The sequence below is a fragment of the Kitasatospora sp. NBC_01300 genome (genome assembly GCF_041435235.1).
Lineage (GTDB): Bacteria > Actinomycetota > Actinomycetes > Streptomycetales > Streptomycetaceae > Kitasatospora.
On sequence record NZ_CP108408.1, the window covers coordinates 393,644 to 413,823 of the forward strand.

Here is a 20,180-nt window from a genome sequence, read left to right on the forward strand (position 1 = left end):
TCTACTTCGCGGAGATCTTCTTGGTGACGAATTCGTCGATCGCGGTGAGCGAGACGAAGACGTTCACGAGGATGTCCTCCGGGGAGATCTCGACGGAGAACTCGGACTCCAGGAACTTCATCATCCTGACGTAGCCGAACGAGTCGATGACCCCCGCCTTGAACAGGTCGGTGTCCGGGGTGATCACGTCGTCGAACTCGAAGAGGAAACGGTCTTCCAGGTACAGCCGGATCGTGTCCGTCGTGGTTGCCATGTGTCAGACTCCAGCCCTGATTTTGAACACCATGTGAGTGAGGGCCAGGCCCCCGATTTCGGTGAATTCCAGCTCGGCGTCGCCGTCGAGCAGCCCGCGGACGCTGTCGGTCCAGCGCACCGGGGCGACCAGCTGCTCCGTGAGCATGTGCGTCACCTGTCCCGGCTCGTACGGCCGGCCCGTGACGTTGGCGATGACGGGGGTGTCGGGATCGGCGAACTCGAACTCCGTCAGGAACTCGGCGAACCGCACCCTGGCCGGCTCCATGTACCGGGAGTGGAAGGGCGCGCTCACCTTGAGCCGTACGAAGCGGATCTCCCGCTTCTCCAGGCAGGCGTGCGCCGCGTCCAGGACCGGCCGGGTGCCCGCGATGACCACCTGCGAGCCGGTGTTGAGGCCCGCGATGTCGACGCCGTCGACGCCGTCCTCCGCGAGGATCTCCAGCAGTTGCGCGGGCGGTGTGTTCATGACGGCGGTCATGCCGCCCCCGGAGGCCGCCGCCATCAGCTCGCCGCGTTTGGCGACCAGCCGCAGCCCCGTCTCGAAGGTGAAGGACCCGGCCGCGAGCAGCGCGTTGTACTCGCCCAGGCTGTGCCCGAGGTAGACGTCCGCCGCCCGGTCCCCGTGGTGGACCCGCTCGAAGGTCCGCAGCGCGTTGACGACGAACAGCGCCGGCTGGGTGTACTCCGTGCGGCCCAGCAGGCCGTCCGGATCCTCCGTGCACAAGGAGACCAGGTCGTACCCCAGCACGTCCGAGGCGTACTGGACCAGCCCCGGGTACCGTTCGAAGACCTCTGCCCCCATTCCCTTTTCCTGACTTCCCTGACCAGCGAAGATGACTGCCAGCACGACGCTCCCTCAACCCATGACTACCTGCTGACCTGCACTGACCTGCGCCCGACCGGCCCCGACCTGCCCCCGGCCCGCCCCGACCGCGACCGCGGATCTGAGCACGTCCAGGAACGCCCTGCCGCGGCTGCTCATGGCCAGCTCGGGCATCACGGCCGCGCCCAGGGCCACGGGCGGCAGGTCTCCGACCAGCTCGACCTCGCGGACCCGGCCCCCGTCCAACGTCGCTGCGGTTCGGGCGGGTTGATACATCAGGGCGAACCCGGCGCCGGCGGCCACCAGGCCGCGCAGCGTCTCGATGCTCGCCGTCGTCACCACCCGCGGCATGCGGACGCCCGCGCGGGAGAACATCCGCTCGGCGTGGCGGAGCACGCTCGGGACGTTCAGGGCGACCAGCGGTCGACCGGCCAGCTCGTCCAGAGTGAGCGGGCCGGCCAGACCTGACGGGTCGTCATCCGCCAGCAGGGCGTGCACCGGCAGATCGACCAGCGGGTGGAACCTGGCGTCGCCCGCCAGGAAGTCGTACGTCACGGCCAGTTCGCACCGGCCGTCCCGGAGGAACTCCAGCAACCGGTCGGCGGACGCCTCGTGGAGGTTCAGCTCCAGCGCCCCGTGCCGCTCCCCGGCCAGCCGGTGGACCAGCGGCAGCAGGAACGGGGCGATCGGGAAGAAGAACCCGACGTCGAGCCGGCCGGCGGTGTCGCCCGCCAGGGCGTCGCCCTGCGCCTTGAGGCTCCTGGCCTGCCCGAGCAGCGCGCGCGCCTCCCGCAGCAGGTGGCGACCGCTCGGCGTGAGGGAGACCCCGCGGGCGTGGTGACGGAGCAACAGCTGAACACCGAGCTGACGTTCCAGCCGCATGATCGCCGACGAGACCGTCGACTGCGAGGCGCACAGCTTCTCCGCCGCCTCCGAGATGTTGCCGATCTCGGCGGAGACGACGAAGTAGCGCAATTGAGTGAGACTGAATCCCAAGCGATCGTTCATAGCGCGCGGAATCCTTTTTCCGGAATCTGGCCATGCGGATTTTCGGGGTCGGCGGTGCGACCGCCGGAGACATTCTGAATTCGATGACGAACCACGGGCGGTCAGCCCGCGGCGGATCCGTGAACAGCGCACCGGGGCACGGTGACCGGCCTCGGCGCACAGGGAGACGACGACCCGTGGCGACCGCGGCGGGCCGCCCGCGCGGAGCCGGTCACGCCGGCGCGTTCCGCTTCGGGCCGTTCGAAGTGTTCGAGCAGTACGGCGAGTTCATACCCGCCGCAGCGTCAACTCGACTTTCTCGGCGCGCTGCTGGGCGATGCGGGCCCGGCAAGCTGCCGGTCCGATCTGCTTGACACCGACGCGCGCAAATGGCTGGACACCGAGCTATTCCGGTCCAGTACTATCTGCCGGAGGTAGCCCAATCCCGGAATCGTTCCAGGGAACGGGATGACGGGGACATGTGCGATGACCATGGTGACACTTTCCTCAGCTCCGGTCACAGACGAGAAGCTATCGGGCGGGATGTCGCGGTCCAGGCTCATATGACATGAGCAGATCAACTACACAGAGAGCACAAAACCGGACAAGTCTCCGATGAGCGTGCCCAGGTCGCCCAGCTCGAAGCGGGCCACGTGTCATACGGTAACTGAAAGGTTACCGGTTAACAAGTTGGAGCATGTGCACGAATGGATGAAACGCAGGCGGTATGGCAGCTGTGGGTACAGAGCCGTCCTGACCTCGACCTTTCGTCGATGGAGATCATCGGCGGCCTCCGACACGCCCACGCGATGCTGGAGTTCCTCCTTGAACCGGTGTTCGAAGCGGCGGCCGTCAGCTCATCGGAGTTCGACGTGCTCTACCACCTCCGCCACTCGACCGAGCCGACGATCGCGCGCCGCCTCGCCGCCTCGATGGGGCGGTCGCCGGCCGCGCTGAGCAAGGCGCTGGCCAAGCTGGAACGGCGCGCCCTCGTCGTCCGGACGGTCAATCCCGCGGACCGGCGCGCGGCACTGGTCTTCATCACCGACGCGGGCGCGGCCGCCGTCGACGACGTCATGCCCAAGCGCCTGGCCATCGAGCAACAGGTCCTCGGGGCACTCAGCGACGGACAGAGCACACAGGTCCGGATCGCCCTGCAGCGTCTCGCCGAAGCCATCGAGGCCCAGGCCCTGCGCAGCCCGCCCGCCGGCCCGGAGAGCACCGCCACCCCGGCCTGGAGTCCGCCGCGTTCGCCGTCGCGCGAGTCCCCGTCCCGCCCCCCACGGGCGCCCCGGCGACAGCTCGCCAACGCCAAGCATCCCCGGAGCGGCTACCCGACGGAGCTGTGAGCGGCGCGGCGGCGCCGACTCGACTCGGCCGACAAGACTTGAACTTCGGGCCCGGCGGTGATCGCGGCTCCCGACGCCGAAGCGGCGCCCGGCGGCGCCCGACTCATGCGGAACAGCCCGCCAGCAGAGCTGGCGGGCTGTCGGACAGGATCGCTGTCGCGCAGGGCCGAGGCTAGCGCGGCTTCTTGAAGCCCAGCGTCGTCGCGTCCTTCAGGGTGTAGATGGTGCCGTCCGTGTCCTTGGTGAAGGAGCCGACCTTGGCGGCCGCCGGCGGCGTGTAGCGCTTGGGCAGCTGCTGGTTCTTGATCATGGTGCTCTCCAATGCATCGAGGTCGAAGCCTGGCATGGCGTCACACCATTGAGCCGGTTCCCGTCCGGGGCGTCCACTGGGATAAACCGACTCCGGTGATTACGCGCCGACTTGGTATCCACACGGACGCATCGCAGGCGAAATGTTGTTCGGCGGGGTCGGGTGGACATCGGTCACGGCCGAAGGAAGTCCGATCAGGAGTGGTCGAACTCGGGTGAGACGCCCCCGAACTCTCCATATCATCACGGTGGATGTGACCTGATCATACCGCCACCGACATGGCGTGATCCGAAGAGATCCGGCGCCGACCGGTTGTGCGGTCCTCCCCCGTCCTCCACGGTTCTGGGGTGAAGCACGGCGCCGGGAGCGGCGCGTGGTGCGGCGTGGTCGAAACACCGGCGGTGCGGATGCCGCCGTGATTCCTGGGGGTGGAGCAGGTGCAGTCGCTCAACGACCACCTTGTGGTCTTTCCGGATTCCCCGGGCGGTGCCCGGGCCCACCGTCAGATCGGCAGCGAAGCACCCCAGCTGGTGGCCCACGCCTCCGGGCGGCCCTGGCTGGCCGGCTCGTGGGCACCCGAGGACCTGGTGGTGTCGGCGGCGGGCCCGGTACGCGTGGCGGTGTTCGGCCCCAGCCCGGTCACGCCGGACCGGCTCGGGTCGCTGGTCTCCTCCGTGCGCGCCCTGCCCGACCTGGACGCGCTGGTCCGCGCCCTGCCCGGCAACACCCATGTGGTGGCCTCGGTCGACGGACAGGTGCGGTTCCAGGGCACCGTCACCGGGACCCGCTGCGTCTTCACCGCCCGCCTCGGCGACGTCCCGATCGCCGCCGACCGGGCCGACGTGCTGGCCGCCGCGACCGGTGCGGAGCCGGACGAGGACCTGCTCGCCACGAGCGTCACCTACGGGATGCTCTTCGCCCCGCTGAGCGAGCGCAGTTGGTGGCGCGGCGTGCACCAGGTGGCCGCGGACTCCTGCCTCGTGCTGCCCGCCGACGGCGCCGCCCGATCGGTGCGCTGGTGGCAACCGCCGGAGCCGCACCTCCCCCTGTCCCAGGGCGCCGCCGGGGTGCGCGCGCGGCTGCGGGAGGCGGTGGCCCAGCGGCAACCGCAGCAGGGCAGGCTCTCGGCCGACCTGTCGGGCGGCATGGATTCCACCTCGCTCTGCTTCCTCGCCGCCGAGCACAGCCCCGACCTGCTGACCTTCTGCTGGACCGGCGGCAGCGCGATCAACGACGACCCGCTGTACGCCGGCCGGGCCGCACGCCTGCTGACCCGCGCCGAACACCTGACCGTGCCGGACACCGACGCCCCACCGGTGTTCTCCCCGCCGTACTGGGCGGTCGACACGGAGGCCCCGCGGGCCGCCACCCGGGGGATGAACGCGATCCGGTTCGGGATCCGGCACCTGGTCGAGCACGGCGCCACCCGGCACCTGGCCGGGCACGGCGCGGACGAGCTGTTCACCGGGGGCGCCGCCTACCTGCACACGCTCTTCCGCCGCCACCCGGTGACCGCCTGGCGGCAGTTGCGCGCCCACCGGGCGCTGCACTGCTGGCCGCTGCTGCCCAGCCTGGCCGGACTCCTGCACGGCGGCGACCTCGGCACCTGGTGGCGGCAGTGCGCCGACGACCTCGCCCGCACCGCACCCCTGCCCCGGACTCCCTCCCTCGGCTGGGGCGAGCGGATCCCGGCGACGCCCTGGGCCACCCGGGCGCGGTCCGGACCACCCGGGCGGTCTTCCGCGCCGTGGCGGACCAGGTCGCGCCGCTGGCACCGGACCGCGGACAGCACGAGGCCCTGACCGCCCTGCGCAGCGCGGGCCCCGTGCTCCGGCTGCTCTGCCGCGAGTACACCGCCGAGGGGCTCCCCCTCGAACTGCCCTACCTGGACGACCGGGTGGTCGAGGCGGTGCTGGAGATCCTCCCCCACGAGCGCTACGACCCCTGGCGCTACAAGCCGGTGCTGGCCGCCGCCATGGACGGCCTGGTGCCCGAGGTGATCCTGAACCGGACCACCAAGGGCGACTGCGAGGAGCCCGTCGACCGCGCCCTGCGAGAGCACGTACCCGACCTGCTGGACCTGTTCGCGGACTCGCTGCTCGCCCGCCGCGGCCTGATCGACGTCGACCGGATGCGGACCACCCTGATCACCCCGCCGCGCACCGGGGACGTCTGGTCCGCCCAACTGGAGGCGACGATCGGCGCCGAACTGTGGCTGCGCGAGATCGCGGCCCGCCCCACCGTCCCGGCAGCCCTCGCCGGACCCGCCCCCGGCCGCGTCGGCCGGTCGCGCCGCACACCCGAGTCCGAGGAGACGCCGTGACCAGCCCGCCCTGCGCGCTCCAGCCCCGCACCCGGCTGCCCCTGCACCGGCGCCTGCTGCCCCTGACGGCCGTGGCCGTGGCCCGGCCGCTGGCCAAACTGCCGCCCCGGCACCTGCGCGCCGTCCTCGGGGCGCTGAGCACCGGGGCCCGTGCGGGCACCGCGGCCCAGGCGTCCGCGGCCCGCACCGCGGTCGTCGCGGTCAGCCTGCGCTGCGCCGTCCACAACTGCCTGCAACGCTCCATCGCCACCGCCGTGCTGTGCCGGTTCAAGGGCGTGTGGCCCACCTGGCAGGCCGGTGTGCGCACCACGCCGTTCGCCGCGCACGCCTGGGTCGAGGCCGAGGGCCGGGTGATCGACGAACCGTACCCCGACGGCTACTTCCGGCCCCTGGTCACCGTCGCCCCCAAGCAGCCCGCGCGTACGGCCTGAGCCCCGAACCGACACCACGACCCCGCCCGGAGGGCCCCATGACGCTCCGCCTGACCGCCCACACGGTGTCCACCGACACGGACGACGGCGCCGTGCTGCTGAACCAGCGCACCGGGCACTACTGGCAGCTCAACCAGACCGGCGCCTACGCGCTGCAACGCCTCCTGGACGGCTCCACCCTGGACCACGTGGCCGAGGAGTTCGCGGCCCACTTCGGCATCGAACCGGCCCAGGCCCAGCAGGACCTCACGGCGATGACCGGACAACTCCGGTCGTCCGGGCTGGTCGAGGCCGGCTGACCCCCGGGCGACGGGGACGAGACGGAGCCGCACACACGATGCTCCGACAGCTGTGGACCCTGACCCGGGGGCAGCGGCGCCCCCTGGGCGTCGCCCTGCTCCTCACCCTGATCGCAGCCACCGTGGGCGTCGCGCAGCCCCTGGCCGCCAAGGGAGTGGTCGACGCGCTCACCGGGCACCGGCCCCTCCTCCGCCCCGTCACCGTCCTCGTCGTGCTGCTGCTGGCCCAGGCGTCGATCGGTGCCGTCGCCGTCTTCCTGCTGGAGCGCACGGGCGAGCGGTTCGTCCTGGGCATGCGCACCCGGCTGAGCTCGCACCTGCTGCGGGTCCGGCTGCACGCCTTCGACCGCCTGCGCGTCGGCGACCTCATGGCACGCGCCTCGACGGACGTGGTCGTCCTGCGCGAGGCGCTGACGCACGTCTCCGTCCAGATCGCCACCAACCTGTGCGTCGCGCTGGGGAGCGTCGTCGCCATGTTCGTGCTCGATCCGGTCCTGATGCTGCTCGTCCTCGGCGTGCTCCTCGGGTGCGGCATCGTGATCGACCGGCTGTCGGCGGAGGTCGGCCGCTCGTCGACGGAGTTGCAGACCGCCGTCGGCGCGATCTCGGCCGGACTGGAACGAGCCCTCTCGGCGCTACGGACCGTCCGGGCCAACCGCGCCGAACAACGGGAGATCGACCACCTCGACACGCTGGCCCACCGCGCCTACGACGCCGCGCTGCGCGGCGCCCGGCTCACCGCCGTGATCGCCCCCACCGCCCAACTGGCCATCAACGCCGCCTTCGTGCTGGTCCTGCTGGTCGGTGCGGCCCGCATCGACCAGGGGGCCCTCTCGCTCGGCGCCCTCGTGGCGATGCTGCTGTACGCCACCCAGCTCACCGGGCCCGTCACCGAACTGATGGCGGGCATCGCCTCGGTGAACAGGGCCAAGGGTTCCGACGAACGCATCCGGGAGGTCTACGCGCTCCCCACCGAGGACGGCACCGGCGCGACGGCGGCCGTCCGCAGCGCCTCCCGACCGCAACCGGACCAGGGCCCGCCGTCGGCGCCCTCGCTGGAGATCCGCGACCTGCGGTTCGGCTACAGCCCCGACGCACCGGTCCTCCGGGGGTTGTCGCTCACCGTTCCCGCGCACGCGCTGGTGGCCCTGGTCGGCCCGTCCGGGGCCGGAAAGTCGACTGCCTTCGCCCTGATCAACCGCTTCTACGAGCCGTGGAGCGGCAGCATCCGCATCGACGGGCGGCCCGCCACGGACCTCGGCCTCGGGGAATGGCGCTCACACCTCGGCTGGGTCGAACAGGACTGCCCGATCCTGCACGGCACCCTGCGGGACAACCTCTGCTACGCCGCCCCGGACGCCACCGACGACCGGCTCTGGGAGGTCCTCGACCTCGTCAACCTCACCGGGAAGGTGCACGGCCTGACAGCGGGCCTCGACACCGAGGTCGGGGAACGCGGGGTGCGCCTGTCCAGCGGCGAACGCCAGCGGATCGCCATCGCCCGCGCGGTGCTGGCCCGCCCCCGCCTGCTGCTGATGGACGAACCGACCGCCCACCTCGACCCCGCCAACGAAGCCGCCCTGACGGTCAACCTGAACAGCCTCCGCAAGGAGTGCGCCCTGCTCGTGATCGCCCACCGGATGTCCACCATCGAAGCGGCGGACACCGTCGTGATGCTCTCCGACGGCACGGCCGCCGCCACCGGCACGTACGCCGAGCTCCTCCGCACCGACCCGGGATTCCAGCAGCTCTGCGGACACCGGCGGACCGCGGACCGCGGCTCCGCCACCCCGCCGGTCAGCCGGCCCGGGGCGGCAAGCGCTCGCCGCCGAGGACCCAGCGGCCGCGGCGCATGACGGCGACCAGGTCGTAGCCCTCGGAGTCGAGCACGACCAGGTCGGCCTGCTTGCCCGTCTCCAGCGAGCCGATCGAGTCGGCCAGGCCCAGCAGGCGGGCCGGGGTGGCGGACAGCGACTCGACGGCCTGGTTCAGCGTCAGGCCGTTGACGGTGAGCGAGCGCTTGAACGCGACGTCCAGGGTGAGCGTGGAGCCTGCGATGGAGCTGCCGTCCGGGAGCATCGCGACGCCGTCCTTGACCTCGACCTGGAGCGGGCCGAGCGGGTAGAGGCCGTCGCCCATGCCGGCCGCGCCCATCGCGTCGGTGATCAGGGCGACCCGGGACGCCCCGGCGGTGCCGTAGGCGAGGTCGAGCACGGACGGGTGCAGGTGCACACCGTCGTTGATCAGCTCGACGGTGACCCGCTCGTCCTCCAGCAGCGCCACGATCGGGCCCGGGGCGCGGTGGGCGATGCCGGGCATCGCGTTGAAGAGGTGGGTGGCGACGCTCGCGCCGGCGTCGATCGCCTCCAGCGTGGTGGCGTAGTCGGAGTCGGTGTGGCCGACGGCGGCGATCACGCCGAGGTCGGCGAGCATCCGCACCGAGTCCAGGCCGCCGGGCAGTTCGGGGGCCAGGGTGACCATCTTCGCGTGGCCGCGGGCCGCGTCGACCAGCTTGCGCACCAGCGCAGGGTCCGGATCGCGCAGCAGGTCGGGGCGGTGGGCGCCGCAGCGGTTGTGGGAGATGAACGGGCCCTCGAAGTGGATGCCGGCCAGCACGCCGTCCTCGACCAGCTCGGACAGCACGGACGCCTGGCGGGCGACCTCGTCGATCTCCCCGGTGACGGTGGACGCGACCGTGGTGGTGGTGCCGTGCTCCAGGTGCGTCCGGGCGGCGAGCAGGGCCTCCTCCGCGATGCCGGAGGCGTAGGAGGCGCCGCCGCCGCCGTGCACGTGCAGGTCGACGAAGCCGGGGACGACGGTGTACCCGGTCAGGTCGAGGTCGCCCGGCTCGCTCCCGCCTCCGAGGCCGGCGATCCGGTCGCCCTCGACGGCCAGGCGGCCGCCCTCGACGACGCCGCCGGGCAGGACCAGCCGGGCACCGGCCAGGGACATGCGGTCCGCTCTCACGCGGTCACCTCCGGCGCTGCTCCGGGCAGCCGTAGAACTGAGTGAAGTTGCTTGTTTCATCGCCATGATAGTCAGATTCGAGCGGACGACCAGACCTGCGACCTGCTCGCCGGAATCAGTCCGACCCGGCGCCACCCGGGGGTTTGGCTCCGGACCGGGCTAGAATCGCGTCATGCTCAAAGCTGATCGCGCCACCCGGATCCTCTCGCACGTCACCGAAGCGGGGAGCGCCGATGTGCACGCGCTCGCCGAACTCCTGGACGTCTCGACCGCGACCGTGCGCCGCGATCTCCAGGAGCTCCACGAGCAGGGGCTGCTGCACCGCACCCGGGGCGGCGCGGTGACCGGCTCGGTCAACCTCGAACTGCCGCTGCGCCACCGCGGCGAGAAGCAGCGGGAGGAGAAGCGCCGGATCGCCCTGGCCGCGGCCGAACTCGTGCCGGAGGGAGCGGTGGTGGGCCTCAGCGGCGGCACCACCACCAGCGAGCTCGCCCGGGTGCTCGCCGAGCGCACCGGCATCACCGTCGTCACCAACGCGGTGAACATCGCCGCCGACCTGATCGTCCGCCCCGAGGTGCGTCTCGTGGTGATCGGCGGCATCGCCCGCACGGCCAGCTACGAACTGGTCGGTCCGGCCGCCGACCGGATGCTCTCGCAGTACCACCTGGACATCTCCTTCATCGGGGTCGACGGCCTGACGGCGCAGGAGGGCTGCACCACGCACGACGAGATGGAGGCCCAGACCGACCGGGCGTTCCTGCGCAGCAGCGCGCGCTCGGTCGTGCTGGCCGACAGCACCAAGGTCGGCAAGGTCACCTTCGCCCGGATCTGCCCGCTCTCCGACGTCCACGACCTGGTGACGGACGACGGCCTGACGGACGCGCAGCAGCGGGCCGTCACCGGCTGCGGCGTCCGGGTCCGGCGGGCCTGACCGCCGACGGGCCCCGGGGCGCGGCCTGATCCACCGGCCACGCCCCGGGGCCCGGTTCGGGCCCGGCGGCCCCGGTTCAGGCCTTGACGCCGCCCGCCGTCAGGTCGGTGCGCCAGAACCGCTGCAACAGCAGGAAGGCCACGACCAGCGGGACGACCGAGACCAGCGAGCCGGTGACGACCAGGTTGTACGGGGTGTGGTCCCGCAGGCCGTTCCAGTAGTAGAGGCCGAGGTTGACCGGCCAGAGCTTCTGGTCGGAGAGCGTGACCAGCGGCAGGAAGAAGTTGTTCCAGATGGTGGTGAACTGGAACAGGAAGATGGTCACCAGCGCCGGCGAGAAGATCCGCAGGACCACCGTGAAGAAGATCCGGAACTCCCCCGCGCCGTCCATCCGGGCGGCCTCCAGGATCTCGTCCGGGACGGACGCGGCGGCGTAGATCCGGCTGAGGTAGACGCCGAACGGGCTGACCATGCTGGGCAGCAGCACCGCCCAGACGGTGTTGACCAGATGGGCCTTGGACAGCAGCAGGTAGACCGGCAGGGCGAGGAGCGGCGCGGGGACGAGCACCGCGGCGAGGATCGTGTTGAACACCGCCTCCCGGCCCCGGAACCGGTACTTGGTGAGCGCGTAGCCGGCCATCGCCGCGAGCAGGGTGGCGGCCGCGGCGCCGACGCCCGCGTACAGCACGGTGTTGAGGAGCCAGCGGAAGTAGAGCCCGTTGTTGGCGGTGGCCAGGTCGTGCAGGTTGTCGCCGAGGTGGAGGGTGGAGAACCAGAAGCCGCCGCTGCCGAACAGGTCGCTGCTGCTCTTGGTGGAGGCCACCAGCAGCCACCAGGCGGGCAGCAGGAAGTAGGCCGAGAGCACGAACAGGACGGCCGTGCCGAGGACGTTGGGGCGCGGCCTGCGCCCGGGGGCGCCCGGTCGGGCGGGCCCGGCGGGGCGGCGGCGCGCCGGGCGGGCGGTCCCGGGGCCGGCGGTCCCGGGGCGGGGGCGGAGGTCGGCGGTGCTCATGCGGTCACCCGGTTTCCGGTGATGCGCACCGAGAGGCGCAGGAAGGTGAAGGACAGGACGCAGGTGGCCAGGGCCAGCAGGACGGCGATGGCCGCCGCCTTGCCGTAGTCGTTGGTGCCGAACGCCGCGTTGTACGCCGCCATGTTGGGCGTGTAGTCGGCGGAGACGGTCGAGGCCAGCGAGTGCAGAACCATCGGCTCGGTGAAGAGCTGGAGGGTGCCGATGATGGAGAAGATCCCGGTCAGCACCAGGGCGGGGGCCACCAGCGGGATCTTGATGTGCCAGGCGGTCCGCCAGGGGCCGGCGCCGTCGAGGTCGGCGGCCTCGTAGAGCTCGCTGGGGATGGCCTGCAGGGCGGAGAGGATGACCAGCATGTTGTAGCCGGTCCAGGTCCAGGTGACGATGTTGGCCATCGACCACAGGACGGTGCCGGAGGAGAGGAAGTCGGCGTCGATGCCGATGTCCCGCAGCCCGGCGACGAGCGGGCTGGTGCCGGGCAGGTAGAGGAACGCCCAGAGGATGGTGGCCACGACGCCCGGGATCGCGTACGGGAGGAAGTAGGCGAGCCGGAAGAACTTCCGCAGCCGGGTGCCCTTGGCGTCGATCAGCAGGGCGAGGCCGAGGGCCAGGCCGAGCATCACCGGGACCTGGACCACGCCGAAGAGCAGCACCCGGCCGACGCCCGCGAGGAACGAGCCGTCGCCCAGGGCCGCGGTGTAGTTGTCGAGCCCCGCGAAGACCGTTCTGGCCGGGCCGAAGCCGAGGCCGGAGCGCTCCACGCGGTACAGGCTCTGCCAGAGCGCGTACCCGATGGGCAGCAGGAACAGGACGGTGAACAGCAGGCCGAAGGGGGCCAGGAAGCCGAGGGCCGCGCGGTTGCGGGACGGCGTCCGTCGTGCGGTGGCGGCTTTCGGGGCGGTGCGGCCCGGCGCCGCCGGGGTTGCTGCGCTCATCTGGGGTTCTCTCTCGTGCGGGCGGTGGTCGGTCCCTCGGGCGCGTCGGACGCGTGGGACGTGTCGGACGGGTCGGACGCGCCCGGGCCGGCGGACCGCGCGGGTCCGCCGGTCAGCCGGTCAGCCGGTCAGCCGGCGGTGACCGTCAGCCCCTTGGACTTCATCGCGTCGACGGTCTTGTTCTGCACCGTGCCCAGCGCCGCCGTCAGGTCGCCGTGGGCGGCGACGGCCGCGCCGAAGGCGTCGGTGAGGTCGCTGGAGGTCTGGGTCATGGTCGGGCCCCAGCTCCACTTGGGGGCCTGCGCCGTCGCCTGCTTGAAGACGTCGAAGATCGGCTGGTTGCCGAAGTAGGCGCTCGGCTTCGCCAGCGCCGGCACCGACGTGCCGCTGGTGGAGGCGGGGTAGATGCCGGCCTTGTCCACGAGGGTGCCGACGGCGGCGGCGTCCGTGCTCATCCAGTTGGCGAAGCTCAGCGCGGCGGCGGTGTTCTTGCAGCCCTTGACCACCGCGGTGGACGAACCGCCGTCGTTGCCGACCGACTTGGCGCCGTCCTGCCACTGCGGCATCGGGGCGACCGCCCACTTGCCGGACGCCTGCGCCGCGTTCTGTTCGAGGATGGAGGAGAACCAGACCGGGCCGGGGTAGGCGGCGAGCGTGCCGTCCTGGAGGTCCTTGTAGAGGTCGGGGCTGAAGCCCTGCTCGGACTTGACCTGGCCCTGGTCGATCAGGCCCTGCCAGTACTTCGCGACCTTGGCGGTGGCCGGGTCGCCCGCGAGCGAGACCTTCCAGCCCTTGCTGTCGGTGCCGAACCAACTGCCGCCGGCCTGGGCGGACATGCCGGCGAACCACCACGGGTCGTCCGGGTTGAACACGCTCAGGTACCCGTTGGGGTTGGCGGCGTGCACCTTGGCGGCGTCGGCGGCGAACTCCTCCCAGGTGGCCTGCGGCTTCAGGCCGTACTGGGCGTACAGGTCGGTGCGGTAGTAGAGCGCCATCGGGCCCACGTCGACCGGGATGCCGTACACCTGGCCGCCGACCTTCACCGCGTTCCAGGCGCCGTCCCCGTACTGCGACTGGTACTGCCCGGCCTCGGCGCTGACGTCCTGGACGGCACCCTCCACGACGAAGCTGGGCAGCGACTCGTAGCCGACCTGGGCCAGGCAGGGGGCGTTGCCGGCCTTGACGGCCGCGAAGATCTTGGCGTAGCCGCCCTTGCTGCCCGACACGATCTTCTCGAACTTGACCTTGGCGTCCGGGTGGGCCGCGTTGTACTGGGCCACCGCCTCCTCGTAGCCCGGCGCCCAGCCCCAGAACGTGACCTCGGCGGAGCCTGCGCCGCCCGAGGCGCCGTCACCGCCCGATCCGCAGGCCGCGATGCCGGCGAGCAGCGGCAGCGTGGCGGCGGCGGCCAGCAGGCGGGTGCGGATTCGTGTCTTCGCCATGAGGATCTCGTCCTTTACGTGTACTGGCCCTCGGCCATCGCGGCACGGCGTCGGGTGGACGGCGGCTGGCGCGAGCGGGTGCGGTGCGGTGAGGGTGCGGTGGGGGTGGGGGTGGGGGTGCGGTGGGGGTCGGCAGGGGTGCCCGGGTTCCGGGGGTTCCGGGGCCGGCCGGGGGTGCCGCCGCGCGTCGGCGGCCTCCTCACCGGGCCGGGTCCGGTTCCTGGTCCGGACCCGGTCCGGGCGTCGGTGGTCGCGTGCCCATCGGACCACCTCCTGCTCTATGGTGCGCAGTTCGGATGAGTATTGCTCAATATCGAGCAGGTTCCTAGAGCTTCGGAGCACGAAGCGGTCTCGGTTTCGACACGGCCCGTCGCGCGGAGAGCCGGGTGGCGAGCCGGGCGACGGGCCGGGTGCACGGGGTGTCAGCCCAGGTCGGGCCGGGCCACCAGGTGCACGGCGGGTTCGCCGGAGCGGTCGAGTTCGAGGACGGTGATCTCGTTCGTCCCGCTGCGCAGAACCGGCCAGGGCAGGTAGAGCGTGCACTGCGGCCCGCGGTCCCAGTAGCGGCCCAGCAGGAAGCCGTTGACCCAGACGTAGCCCTTGCCCCAGCCCGGCAGCGCCAGGTAGCCGTCGGCGGGCTCCCCGACCTCGAAGGCGCCGCGGTGGAAGGCCGCTCCGGGGCCGGCCGCCGGAGCGACGGCCGCGTCCCAGGGGAGCCGGTCCGGTGTCCCGTCGGCCAGCGGCATCGGGTCGGCCGTCCACCCGTGCAGGTACTGCTGGGTGTGCAGGGCCCCGGCGATCCCCTTGCGGTCGCCGATCCCGGCGCCGTAGTTGACCCGGCCCATCGACTCGACCAGCAGCTCCAGCCGGGCACCCGCGCCGGGCACCGGGACGAGCAGGGGCTCGTGCTCGACGTCGCGTTCCAGGGTGGCGAGGTGGGTGCCGTCGACGCTGACGTGGGCCCGGTCGGCGAGCCCCTCGACGGTCAGCGGGTACGCCGTGCGCGGGCCGGGGATGGTCGTCCGGTAGCGGACGAGGCCGTGCGGGAGGCCGAGTTCCTCGAAGGAGAGCGGGACGGCGGAGCGGACCTCGCCGGTGGACAGGTGGTCCACCACGTCCGCGAGCGGCAGGGCCCTGTCGAGCTCCACCCGGCCCGCCGGCAGCGTGGCCGGGAGCTCCTCGGGCTCCGGCACCGGGCCGTCCGCGTACGCCGCCAGGACCTCGCGGAAGGCCCGGAACTTGGCCGTGGGGGCGCCCCGTTCGTCCAGCGGGGCGTCGTAGTCGTAGGAGGTGACGGTCGGCTGGTAGCCCCGGCCGGTGCGCGGGTCGGCGGTGTTGGCGCCGGCCCAGGTGCCGAAGTTGGTGCCGCCGTGGGCCATGTAGAGGTTGACGGAGGCCCCGGCCGCCAGGATCTCGCGCAGGGCCTCGGCGGCGTCCTCGGCCGGGCGGGTGGTGTGCGGCTCGCCCCAGTGGTCGAACCAGCCGTTCCAGAACTCCATGCACATCGGCGGGTCCTGGGGGCGGTGGCGGCGCAGTTCGGCGAAGGCCTCGGTGGCGCGGCTGCCGAAGTTGACGGTGGCGAGGTGGCCGGGGAGGGCGCCGCCGGTGAGGAAGAAGTCCTCCGGCCCGTCGGAGGTGCAGAGCGGGACGTCGATGCCGCGGGCGCGCAGGCCGTCGGCGAGGTGGGCGAGGTAGGCCCGGTCGGTGCCGTAGGAGCCGTACTCGTTCTCGATCTGGACCATCAGGACGTTGCCGCCGCGGGTGGTCTGGTGCGCCGCCAGGATCGGGATCAGCGTGTCGTACCAGCGGTCGACGTGGGCCAGGAAGCGCGGGTCGCTGGTGCGCAGCGGCAGGCCGCGGCCCGCCGTGCCCGGTTCGGCCAGGAGCCACCAGGGCAGGCCGCCGTTCTCCCATTCGGCGCAGATGTAGGGGCTCGGGCGGACGATCGCGTGCAGTCCGGCGTCCGCGGCGGCCCGCAGGAAGGCCTCCAGGTCGGCGATGCCGGTGAAGTCGTACGCGCCGGGGCGGGGCTCGTGCAGGTTCCAGGGGACGTACGTCTCCACGGTGTTGAGCCCCATCGCCCGCAGCATCCGCAGGTGGCTCGGCCACTGCCCGGGCAGGCTGCGGAAGTAGTGCAGGGCGCCGGAGAGCAGGCGCAGGGGGCGCCCGTCGAGCGTGAACCCGGTCCGGTCGGTCTGGAGCATGAGTGGTCCTCGTGGGGGTGGTTCGGGGGACGGTGTGGGCCGGGGCGCGGTCATCCGGCGGTCCCGGCGACGACGGGCAGGAGCCGGCCGACGGCCTCGGTGATCGCCCCGCGGCCCGCGGCCAGGTACGCGCGGGGGTCGACGCCCCGCTCGTCCGCCGCCAGGTGGGACCGGACGGCGGTCGTCATGGCGATGCTCAGGGCGGTGCCGATGTTGACCTTGGCTATGCCGCCGTGGACGGCGCGGCGCAGTTCGTCGTCGGGGACCCCGGAGGAGCCGTGCAGGACGAGCGGGACGTCGAGGGCCGCGTACAGGGCGGCGAGCAGGTCGTGGTCGAGCCTGGCGTCGCGGGAGGTCATCGCGTGGGAGCTGCCGACGGCGACGGCGAGGGCGTCGACGCCGGTCTCCTCGACGAAGCGCCGCGCCTCTCCGGGGTCGGTGCGGGCTCCCGGTGCGTGGGCGTCCAGCGGCCCCCGGCCGTCCTTGCCGCCGACCTCGCCGAGTTCGGCCTCCAGCCAGAGCCCGGCGCCGTGCGCCCAGACGGCGGCCTCGCGGGTGGCGGCGACGTTCTCCGCGTAGGGCAGGTGCGCGGCGTCGTACATCACCGAGCTGAACCCGCATTCGGCGGCCTGGCGGAGCAGGACGCCGGTCTTCACGTGGTCCAGGTGCAGCGCGACCGGGACGGTGCTCGGCTCGGCGCAGCGCACGGCGGCCGCGGCGAGCGGGGCCAGCCGCCCGCCGTGGAACCGCACCGCGTTCTCGCTCACCTGGAGGATCACCGCGGTGCCGGCGGTCTCGGCGGCGGAGACGACGGCCTCGACGTGCTCCAGGGTGATGACGTTGAAGGCGGCGACGGCGCCGTGCCGGGCCGCGGCCCGGGCGACGAGGCCGCCGGTGGCTGCCAGGGGCATGAACTCTCCTGTCGGGTGGGGCGGTTCAGTCGGAAGGAGCTGAGCCTGCGCAGGGCGCGGCCGGGGTGACCCGGACCACGGGGAGGTGGTCGCGGTAGGCCTGCGGGTCGAACCGGCCGGCGTAGGGGGCCTGGACGGCGGCGGCCGACAGGGCCACCGCGTGGGCCAGCGCCGCCGGCCACGGCGTGCGGTCGGCGAGGGCCGCGGCCAGCGCCGCGACCGCCGCGTCCCCCGCGCCGGTCGGGTTCCCCCGCACGTCGGCGTCCGGGGGCAGGCGGGCCCGCCAGCTGCCGTCCGGGGTGACGGCGAGGAGTCCGTCGGGCCCGAGCGAGGCGACCACCGCCCGGGCGCCGGCGTCGACGAGGGCGTGTGCCGCGCGGAGCGGGTCGGCGATGCCGGTGGCGCGGCGCAGTTCGACCGCGTTCGGCTTGACGGCCGTGGGCCCGGCCGCCAGTGCCCCGGTGAGCGCGGCGCCGTCGGCGTCCAGGACGACCGGCACGCCCTGCGCGTGGGCGAGGCGGACCAGGTCCGCGTAGGCGTCGTCCGGCAGGCCCGGCGGCAGGCTCCCGGACAGCACCAGGGCCCGGGCGGTGGGGAGCAGGCCGCGGACGGCGGTGCGCAGGGCCGTCCAGTCCTCGGCGGAGAGTTCTGGTCCGGGCTCGTTCAGCACGGTGGCGTCGACGGCGTCGACCACGGTGACGGTGCGCCGGGTCGACGTGCCGGCGGCGAGCGGGACGCCCAGGCAGGCGATGCCGGCCCGGTCGAGGTCGGCCCGCAGCACCGCGCCGGTGGGCCCGCCGAGCGGCAGGACGGCGGTGGTGCGCCGGCCGAGGCCGTGCAGCACCCGGGCCACGTTCACGCCCTTGCCGCCGGCCTGTTCGTGGACGGAGGCCACCCGGTGGCTGGTGTGCGGGTGCAGTGCCGACACGCCGTAGGTGATGTCCAGGGCGGGGTTCGGGGTCACGGTGACGATCACGGCGCCGGGCTCCCTTCCGCCGTGCGGCCGGCCGCCGCGTCCAGGGCGCGCAGTCCGGCGCCCAGGCAGCCGGCCCGGTCGCCGAGCGCGGCGGGTACCAGGCGCGGCGCGACCTGGATCCGGGCGCGGGCGGCCAGCGCGGCGGCCAGCGGGGCGAGCAGCAGGTCGCCGGACTCGGCGAGGCCCCCGCCCAGGACGACCAGCGGCGGGTCCAGCACCAGGACGGCCGTCAGCAGGGCGTCGGCCAGGGCGTCGACCGCCTCCTGCCAGACGGCGCCGGCCGCCCCGTCCCCCTCGGCGGCCAGCCGCGCCACCTCCGGTGCGAGGGCGGGCCGGCCGGTGGCCTCGGTGTAGCGCCGCGCCACGGCGGCGGCCGAGGCGTAGGTCTCGGCGCAGCCCCGGGCCCCGCAGGCGCACGCTTCCCCGCCCGGGCGCACCACGAGGTGGCCGATCTCCCCGGCCCGGTGGTGCGCGCCGGGCAGGGCGCGGCCGCCGGTCATGACGGCGGCGGCGATGCTCGTGCCGACCGGGACGAACAGGAAGCGCTCCTCGCCGCGCCCGGCTCCGAGCCGGGCCTCGGCCACGCCGCCGGCGCGCACGTCGTGGGTGACGGCCACGGGCAGGCCGGTGCGCTCGGCGACGAGCTCCCGGAACGGGACGTCCCGCCAGCCGATCGTGGCGGAGTAGACGCCCGTCCCCGTGGCCTCGTCGACGATGCCGGGGACGGCCAGGCCGACGGCGTCGACCTGCGCGCCCTGCCGCGCGGCCTCCCGCCGTACGTCCGCGACCAGGTCGACGACGGTGGCCACGACGGCCTCCGGTCCCCGTTCGCGCCCGGTGGCGCGCCGCACCTGGTGGCGGACGGCGGCCTCCCGGTCCAGCAGGGCGGCCTTGATGCCGGTGCCGCCGACGTCCACGGCGACGACCAGGTGCTGCCCGGTGATGGGCTGACGCCGGTCGGGCACGGGCTGACGCCGGCCGGTCGTGGGCCGAGGCTGGTCGGTCATGAGTCGGCGAGCACCACGGACCGGGTCAGGTTGCGCGGCTGGTCCGGGTCCAGGCCCTTCGCGGCGGCCAGCGCGGCGGCCAGCCGGTGGACGCGCACCAGTTCCGCGAGCGGGTCGAGCCGGCCCTCGATCCAGCGGGCGCCGGTGCCCCGGACCTGCTCGGCCAGGCCCACCGGTGCGGCGCCCAGCATCCAGGTGGCGGTGGACGGCGCGGCGATGCTGATCGGGCCGTGCCGGTACTCCATCGCCGGGTACGCCTCGCTCCAGGCGAGCGCGGCCTCGCGCAGTTTGAGGCCGGCCTCGTTCGCCAGCCCGACCGTCCAGCCGGTGCCGAGGAAGGTGAACTGGGTGCAGTCCACCAGGCCTTCGGGCAGCGGCTCCGCCAGGGCCGCCCGGCCGTCGGCCTCCACCGCCTCGGTGTGCAGGCCCAGGTGGGCCCGCAGCAGGGTGAGCGCCGTGGTGGCGAACCTGGTCTGCACCACGGACCGCTCGTCGGCGAAGTCCAGCACGGCGATGTCGTCGGCCGCGGTCATCACCGGCGTCCGAGGGTCGGCGGTGACGGCCGCGGTGCGGACCTTTCCGCGCACCCGCTCCAGCAGGGCCAGGACCTCGGTCGTGGTGCCGGAGCGGGTCAGCGCGATCACGCGGTCGTACGAGCGGACGCCCGGGAACTCGGAGGCGGCGAAGGCGTCCGTGACGCCCTGTCCGCTCGACTCCCGCATGGCGGCGTACGCCTGGCCCATGAACAGCGAGGTCCCGCAGCCGATCACCGCGACCCGTTCACCGGCCTCCGGCAGCGCCGTGCACTCCGCCGCGGCGACTTCCGCGGCACGGCGCCAGCAGTCCGGCTGGCTGGCGATCTCGGCCTCGACATGGGTCGCCATCGGCCACCTCCATTTGATAGTTGCTGATACCTGCTTCTTTCTGGCCAGATTCAAGCATCTTCAAGCACTCCATGGAACCCGTCTGCGCAATTTGTTGCTCAGAGGTGTTGACAGTT

General features: G+C 73.1%; 20 protein-coding genes. 7 read left to right on the forward strand and 13 right to left on the reverse strand.

Annotated elements, in window-relative coordinates:
- Position 1: 1 nt before the first annotated feature.
- Genes OG556_RS01825 through OG556_RS01835 form a run of 3 tightly spaced genes read right to left on the reverse strand, consistent with a single transcriptional unit; the run spans position 2 to position 2,074 of the window.
- On the reverse strand, positions 2–253 hold the full coding sequence (locus OG556_RS01825) for a phosphopantetheine-binding protein (RefSeq protein ID WP_350884062.1): 252 nt from the start codon (positions 251–253) through the stop codon (positions 2–4).
- A gap of 3 nt (positions 254–256) precedes the next feature.
- Positions 257–1,102, reverse strand: coding sequence for an ACP S-malonyltransferase (gene fabD, locus OG556_RS01830; protein WP_371515510.1), 846 nt, complete (start codon positions 1,100–1,102; stop codon positions 257–259).
- A gap of 9 nt (positions 1,103–1,111) precedes the next feature.
- Entirely contained in the window at positions 1,112–2,074 is a 963-nt protein-coding gene (locus tag OG556_RS01835) for a LysR family transcriptional regulator (RefSeq protein WP_371515511.1), read from the reverse strand.
- Between the two features lie 698 nt (positions 2,075–2,772).
- On the opposite strand from OG556_RS01835, the gene OG556_RS01840 reads away from it, so the two are divergent.
- Entirely contained in the window at positions 2,773–3,414 is a 642-nt protein-coding gene (locus OG556_RS01840; protein ID WP_371515512.1) for a MarR family winged helix-turn-helix transcriptional regulator, read from the forward strand.
- 172 nt (positions 3,415–3,586) lie between these two features.
- On the opposite strand, the gene OG556_RS01845 is transcribed toward OG556_RS01840, so the two are convergent.
- Entirely contained in the window at positions 3,587–3,760 is a 174-nt protein-coding gene (locus OG556_RS01845) for a hypothetical protein (protein WP_371515513.1), read from the reverse strand.
- Between the two features lie 392 nt (positions 3,761–4,152).
- Here OG556_RS01845 and OG556_RS01850 point away from each other — a divergent pair, with 392 nt between their 5' ends.
- Genes OG556_RS01850 through OG556_RS01870 form a run of 5 tightly spaced genes read left to right on the forward strand, consistent with a single transcriptional unit; the run spans position 4,153 to position 8,633 of the window.
- Positions 4,153–5,526, forward strand: coding sequence for an asparagine synthase-related protein (locus tag OG556_RS01850; RefSeq protein WP_371515514.1), 1,374 nt, complete (start codon positions 4,153–4,155; stop codon positions 5,524–5,526).
- A complete protein-coding gene (locus OG556_RS01855; RefSeq protein WP_371515515.1) occupies positions 5,472–6,047 on the forward strand; it encodes an asparagine synthase-related protein in 576 nt (191 codons plus the stop codon). The genes OG556_RS01850 and OG556_RS01855 overlap by 55 nt, the downstream gene beginning before the upstream one ends.
- The gene (locus OG556_RS01860; RefSeq protein WP_371515516.1) at positions 6,044–6,478 is read left to right on the forward strand and encodes a lasso peptide biosynthesis B2 protein; all 435 of its coding nucleotides are present in this window, start codon (positions 6,044–6,046) and stop codon (positions 6,476–6,478) included. The genes OG556_RS01855 and OG556_RS01860 overlap by 4 nt, the downstream gene beginning before the upstream one ends.
- Positions 6,479–6,516: 38 nt before the next feature.
- Complete coding sequence (locus tag OG556_RS01865; RefSeq protein ID WP_371515517.1) at positions 6,517–6,777, forward strand: lasso peptide biosynthesis PqqD family chaperone; 261 nt, start codon at positions 6,517–6,519, stop codon at positions 6,775–6,777.
- Positions 6,778–6,815: 38 nt separating this feature from the next.
- Entirely contained in the window at positions 6,816–8,633 is a 1,818-nt protein-coding gene (locus OG556_RS01870; protein WP_371515518.1) for an ABC transporter ATP-binding protein, read from the forward strand.
- Here OG556_RS01870 and nagA read toward each other — a convergent pair.
- On the reverse strand, positions 8,575–9,729 hold the full coding sequence (gene nagA / locus OG556_RS01875) for an N-acetylglucosamine-6-phosphate deacetylase (RefSeq protein WP_371522524.1): 1,155 nt from the start codon (positions 9,727–9,729) through the stop codon (positions 8,575–8,577). The two genes, OG556_RS01870 and nagA, sit on opposite strands and share 59 nt — an antisense overlap.
- A 187-nt stretch (positions 9,730–9,916) precedes the next feature.
- Between nagA and OG556_RS01880 the strand changes: the two genes are divergently transcribed.
- On the forward strand, positions 9,917–10,675 hold the full coding sequence (locus OG556_RS01880) for a DeoR/GlpR family DNA-binding transcription regulator (RefSeq protein WP_363378426.1): 759 nt from the start codon (positions 9,917–9,919) through the stop codon (positions 10,673–10,675).
- A 76-nt stretch (positions 10,676–10,751) separates the two neighbouring features.
- Here the strand turns inward: OG556_RS01880 and OG556_RS01885 are convergent, their stop codons facing one another.
- The 8 genes from OG556_RS01885 to OG556_RS01920 form a co-directional block, all read right to left on the reverse strand.
- The gene (locus tag OG556_RS01885; RefSeq protein WP_371515519.1) at positions 10,752–11,687 is read right to left on the reverse strand and encodes an ABC transporter permease subunit; all 936 of its coding nucleotides are present in this window, start codon (positions 11,685–11,687) and stop codon (positions 10,752–10,754) included.
- Positions 11,684–12,640: a sugar ABC transporter permease gene (locus OG556_RS01890; RefSeq protein WP_363378430.1), complete on the reverse strand. Its 957-nt coding sequence runs from the start codon at positions 12,638–12,640 to the stop codon at positions 11,684–11,686. The genes OG556_RS01885 and OG556_RS01890 overlap by 4 nt, the downstream gene beginning before the upstream one ends.
- A 128-nt stretch (positions 12,641–12,768) precedes the next feature.
- Positions 12,769–14,082 (reverse strand): extracellular solute-binding protein, encoded by a 1,314-nt coding sequence (locus OG556_RS01895; RefSeq protein ID WP_371515520.1) that lies wholly within the window; start codon positions 14,080–14,082, stop codon positions 12,769–12,771.
- A gap of 422 nt (positions 14,083–14,504) precedes the next feature.
- The gene (locus tag OG556_RS01900; RefSeq protein WP_371515521.1) at positions 14,505–16,286 is read right to left on the reverse strand and encodes a beta-galactosidase family protein; all 1,782 of its coding nucleotides are present in this window, start codon (positions 16,284–16,286) and stop codon (positions 14,505–14,507) included.
- Positions 16,287–16,336: 50 nt separating this feature from the next.
- Positions 16,337–17,197: a ketose-bisphosphate aldolase gene (locus tag OG556_RS01905; protein WP_371515522.1), complete on the reverse strand. Its 861-nt coding sequence runs from the start codon at positions 17,195–17,197 to the stop codon at positions 16,337–16,339.
- A gap of 25 nt (positions 17,198–17,222) precedes the next feature.
- Complete coding sequence (locus tag OG556_RS01910) at positions 17,223–18,173, reverse strand: 1-phosphofructokinase family hexose kinase (protein WP_371515523.1); 951 nt, start codon at positions 18,171–18,173, stop codon at positions 17,223–17,225.
- Positions 18,170–19,180 carry an ROK family protein gene (locus OG556_RS01915; RefSeq protein WP_371515524.1) on the reverse strand — a complete coding sequence of 337 codons (1,011 nt, stop codon included), beginning with the start codon at positions 19,178–19,180 and terminating at the stop codon, positions 18,170–18,172. Before OG556_RS01915 ends, OG556_RS01910 begins: the two co-directional genes overlap by 4 nt.
- On the reverse strand, positions 19,177–20,064 hold the full coding sequence (locus tag OG556_RS01920; RefSeq protein ID WP_063345963.1) for an SIS domain-containing protein: 888 nt from the start codon (positions 20,062–20,064) through the stop codon (positions 19,177–19,179). The genes OG556_RS01915 and OG556_RS01920 overlap by 4 nt, the downstream gene beginning before the upstream one ends.
- Positions 20,065–20,180 lie beyond the last annotated feature (116 nt).

Bases quoted from the DNA above. Each gene is read 5' to 3' on its own strand.
- OG556_RS01845 (WP_371515513.1), bottom strand. From the start codon at position 3,760: ATGCCAGGCTTCGACCTCGATGCATTGGAGAGCACCATGATCAAGAAC.
- OG556_RS01900 (WP_371515521.1), bottom strand. From the start codon at position 16,286: ATGCTCCAGACCGACCGGACCGGGTTCACGCTCGACGGGCGCCCCCTG.
- OG556_RS01870 (WP_371515518.1), top strand. From the start codon at position 6,816: ATGCTCCGACAGCTGTGGACCCTGACCCGGGGGCAGCGGCGCCCCCTG.
- OG556_RS01920 (WP_063345963.1), bottom strand. From the start codon at position 20,064: ATGGCGACCCATGTCGAGGCCGAGATCGCCAGCCAGCCGGACTGCTGG.
- OG556_RS01865 (WP_371515517.1), top strand. From the start codon at position 6,517: ATGACGCTCCGCCTGACCGCCCACACGGTGTCCACCGACACGGACGAC.
- OG556_RS01825 (WP_350884062.1), bottom strand. From the start codon at position 253: ATGGCAACCACGACGGACACGATCCGGCTGTACCTGGAAGACCGTTTC.
- OG556_RS01885 (WP_371515519.1), bottom strand. From the start codon at position 11,687: ATGAGCACCGCCGACCTCCGCCCCCGCCCCGGGACCGCCGGCCCCGGG.
- OG556_RS01880 (WP_363378426.1), top strand. From the start codon at position 9,917: ATGCTCAAAGCTGATCGCGCCACCCGGATCCTCTCGCACGTCACCGAA.
- OG556_RS01905 (WP_371515522.1), bottom strand. From the start codon at position 17,197: ATGCCCCTGGCAGCCACCGGCGGCCTCGTCGCCCGGGCCGCGGCCCGG.
- OG556_RS01840 (WP_371515512.1), top strand. From the start codon at position 2,773: ATGGATGAAACGCAGGCGGTATGGCAGCTGTGGGTACAGAGCCGTCCT.
- OG556_RS01915 (WP_371515524.1), bottom strand. From the start codon at position 19,180: ATGACCGACCAGCCTCGGCCCACGACCGGCCGGCGTCAGCCCGTGCCC.
- OG556_RS01890 (WP_363378430.1), bottom strand. From the start codon at position 12,640: ATGAGCGCAGCAACCCCGGCGGCGCCGGGCCGCACCGCCCCGAAAGCC.
- nagA (WP_371522524.1), bottom strand. From the start codon at position 9,729: ATGTCCCTGGCCGGTGCCCGGCTGGTCCTGCCCGGCGGCGTCGTCGAG.
- OG556_RS01895 (WP_371515520.1), bottom strand. From the start codon at position 14,082: ATGGCGAAGACACGAATCCGCACCCGCCTGCTGGCCGCCGCCGCCACG.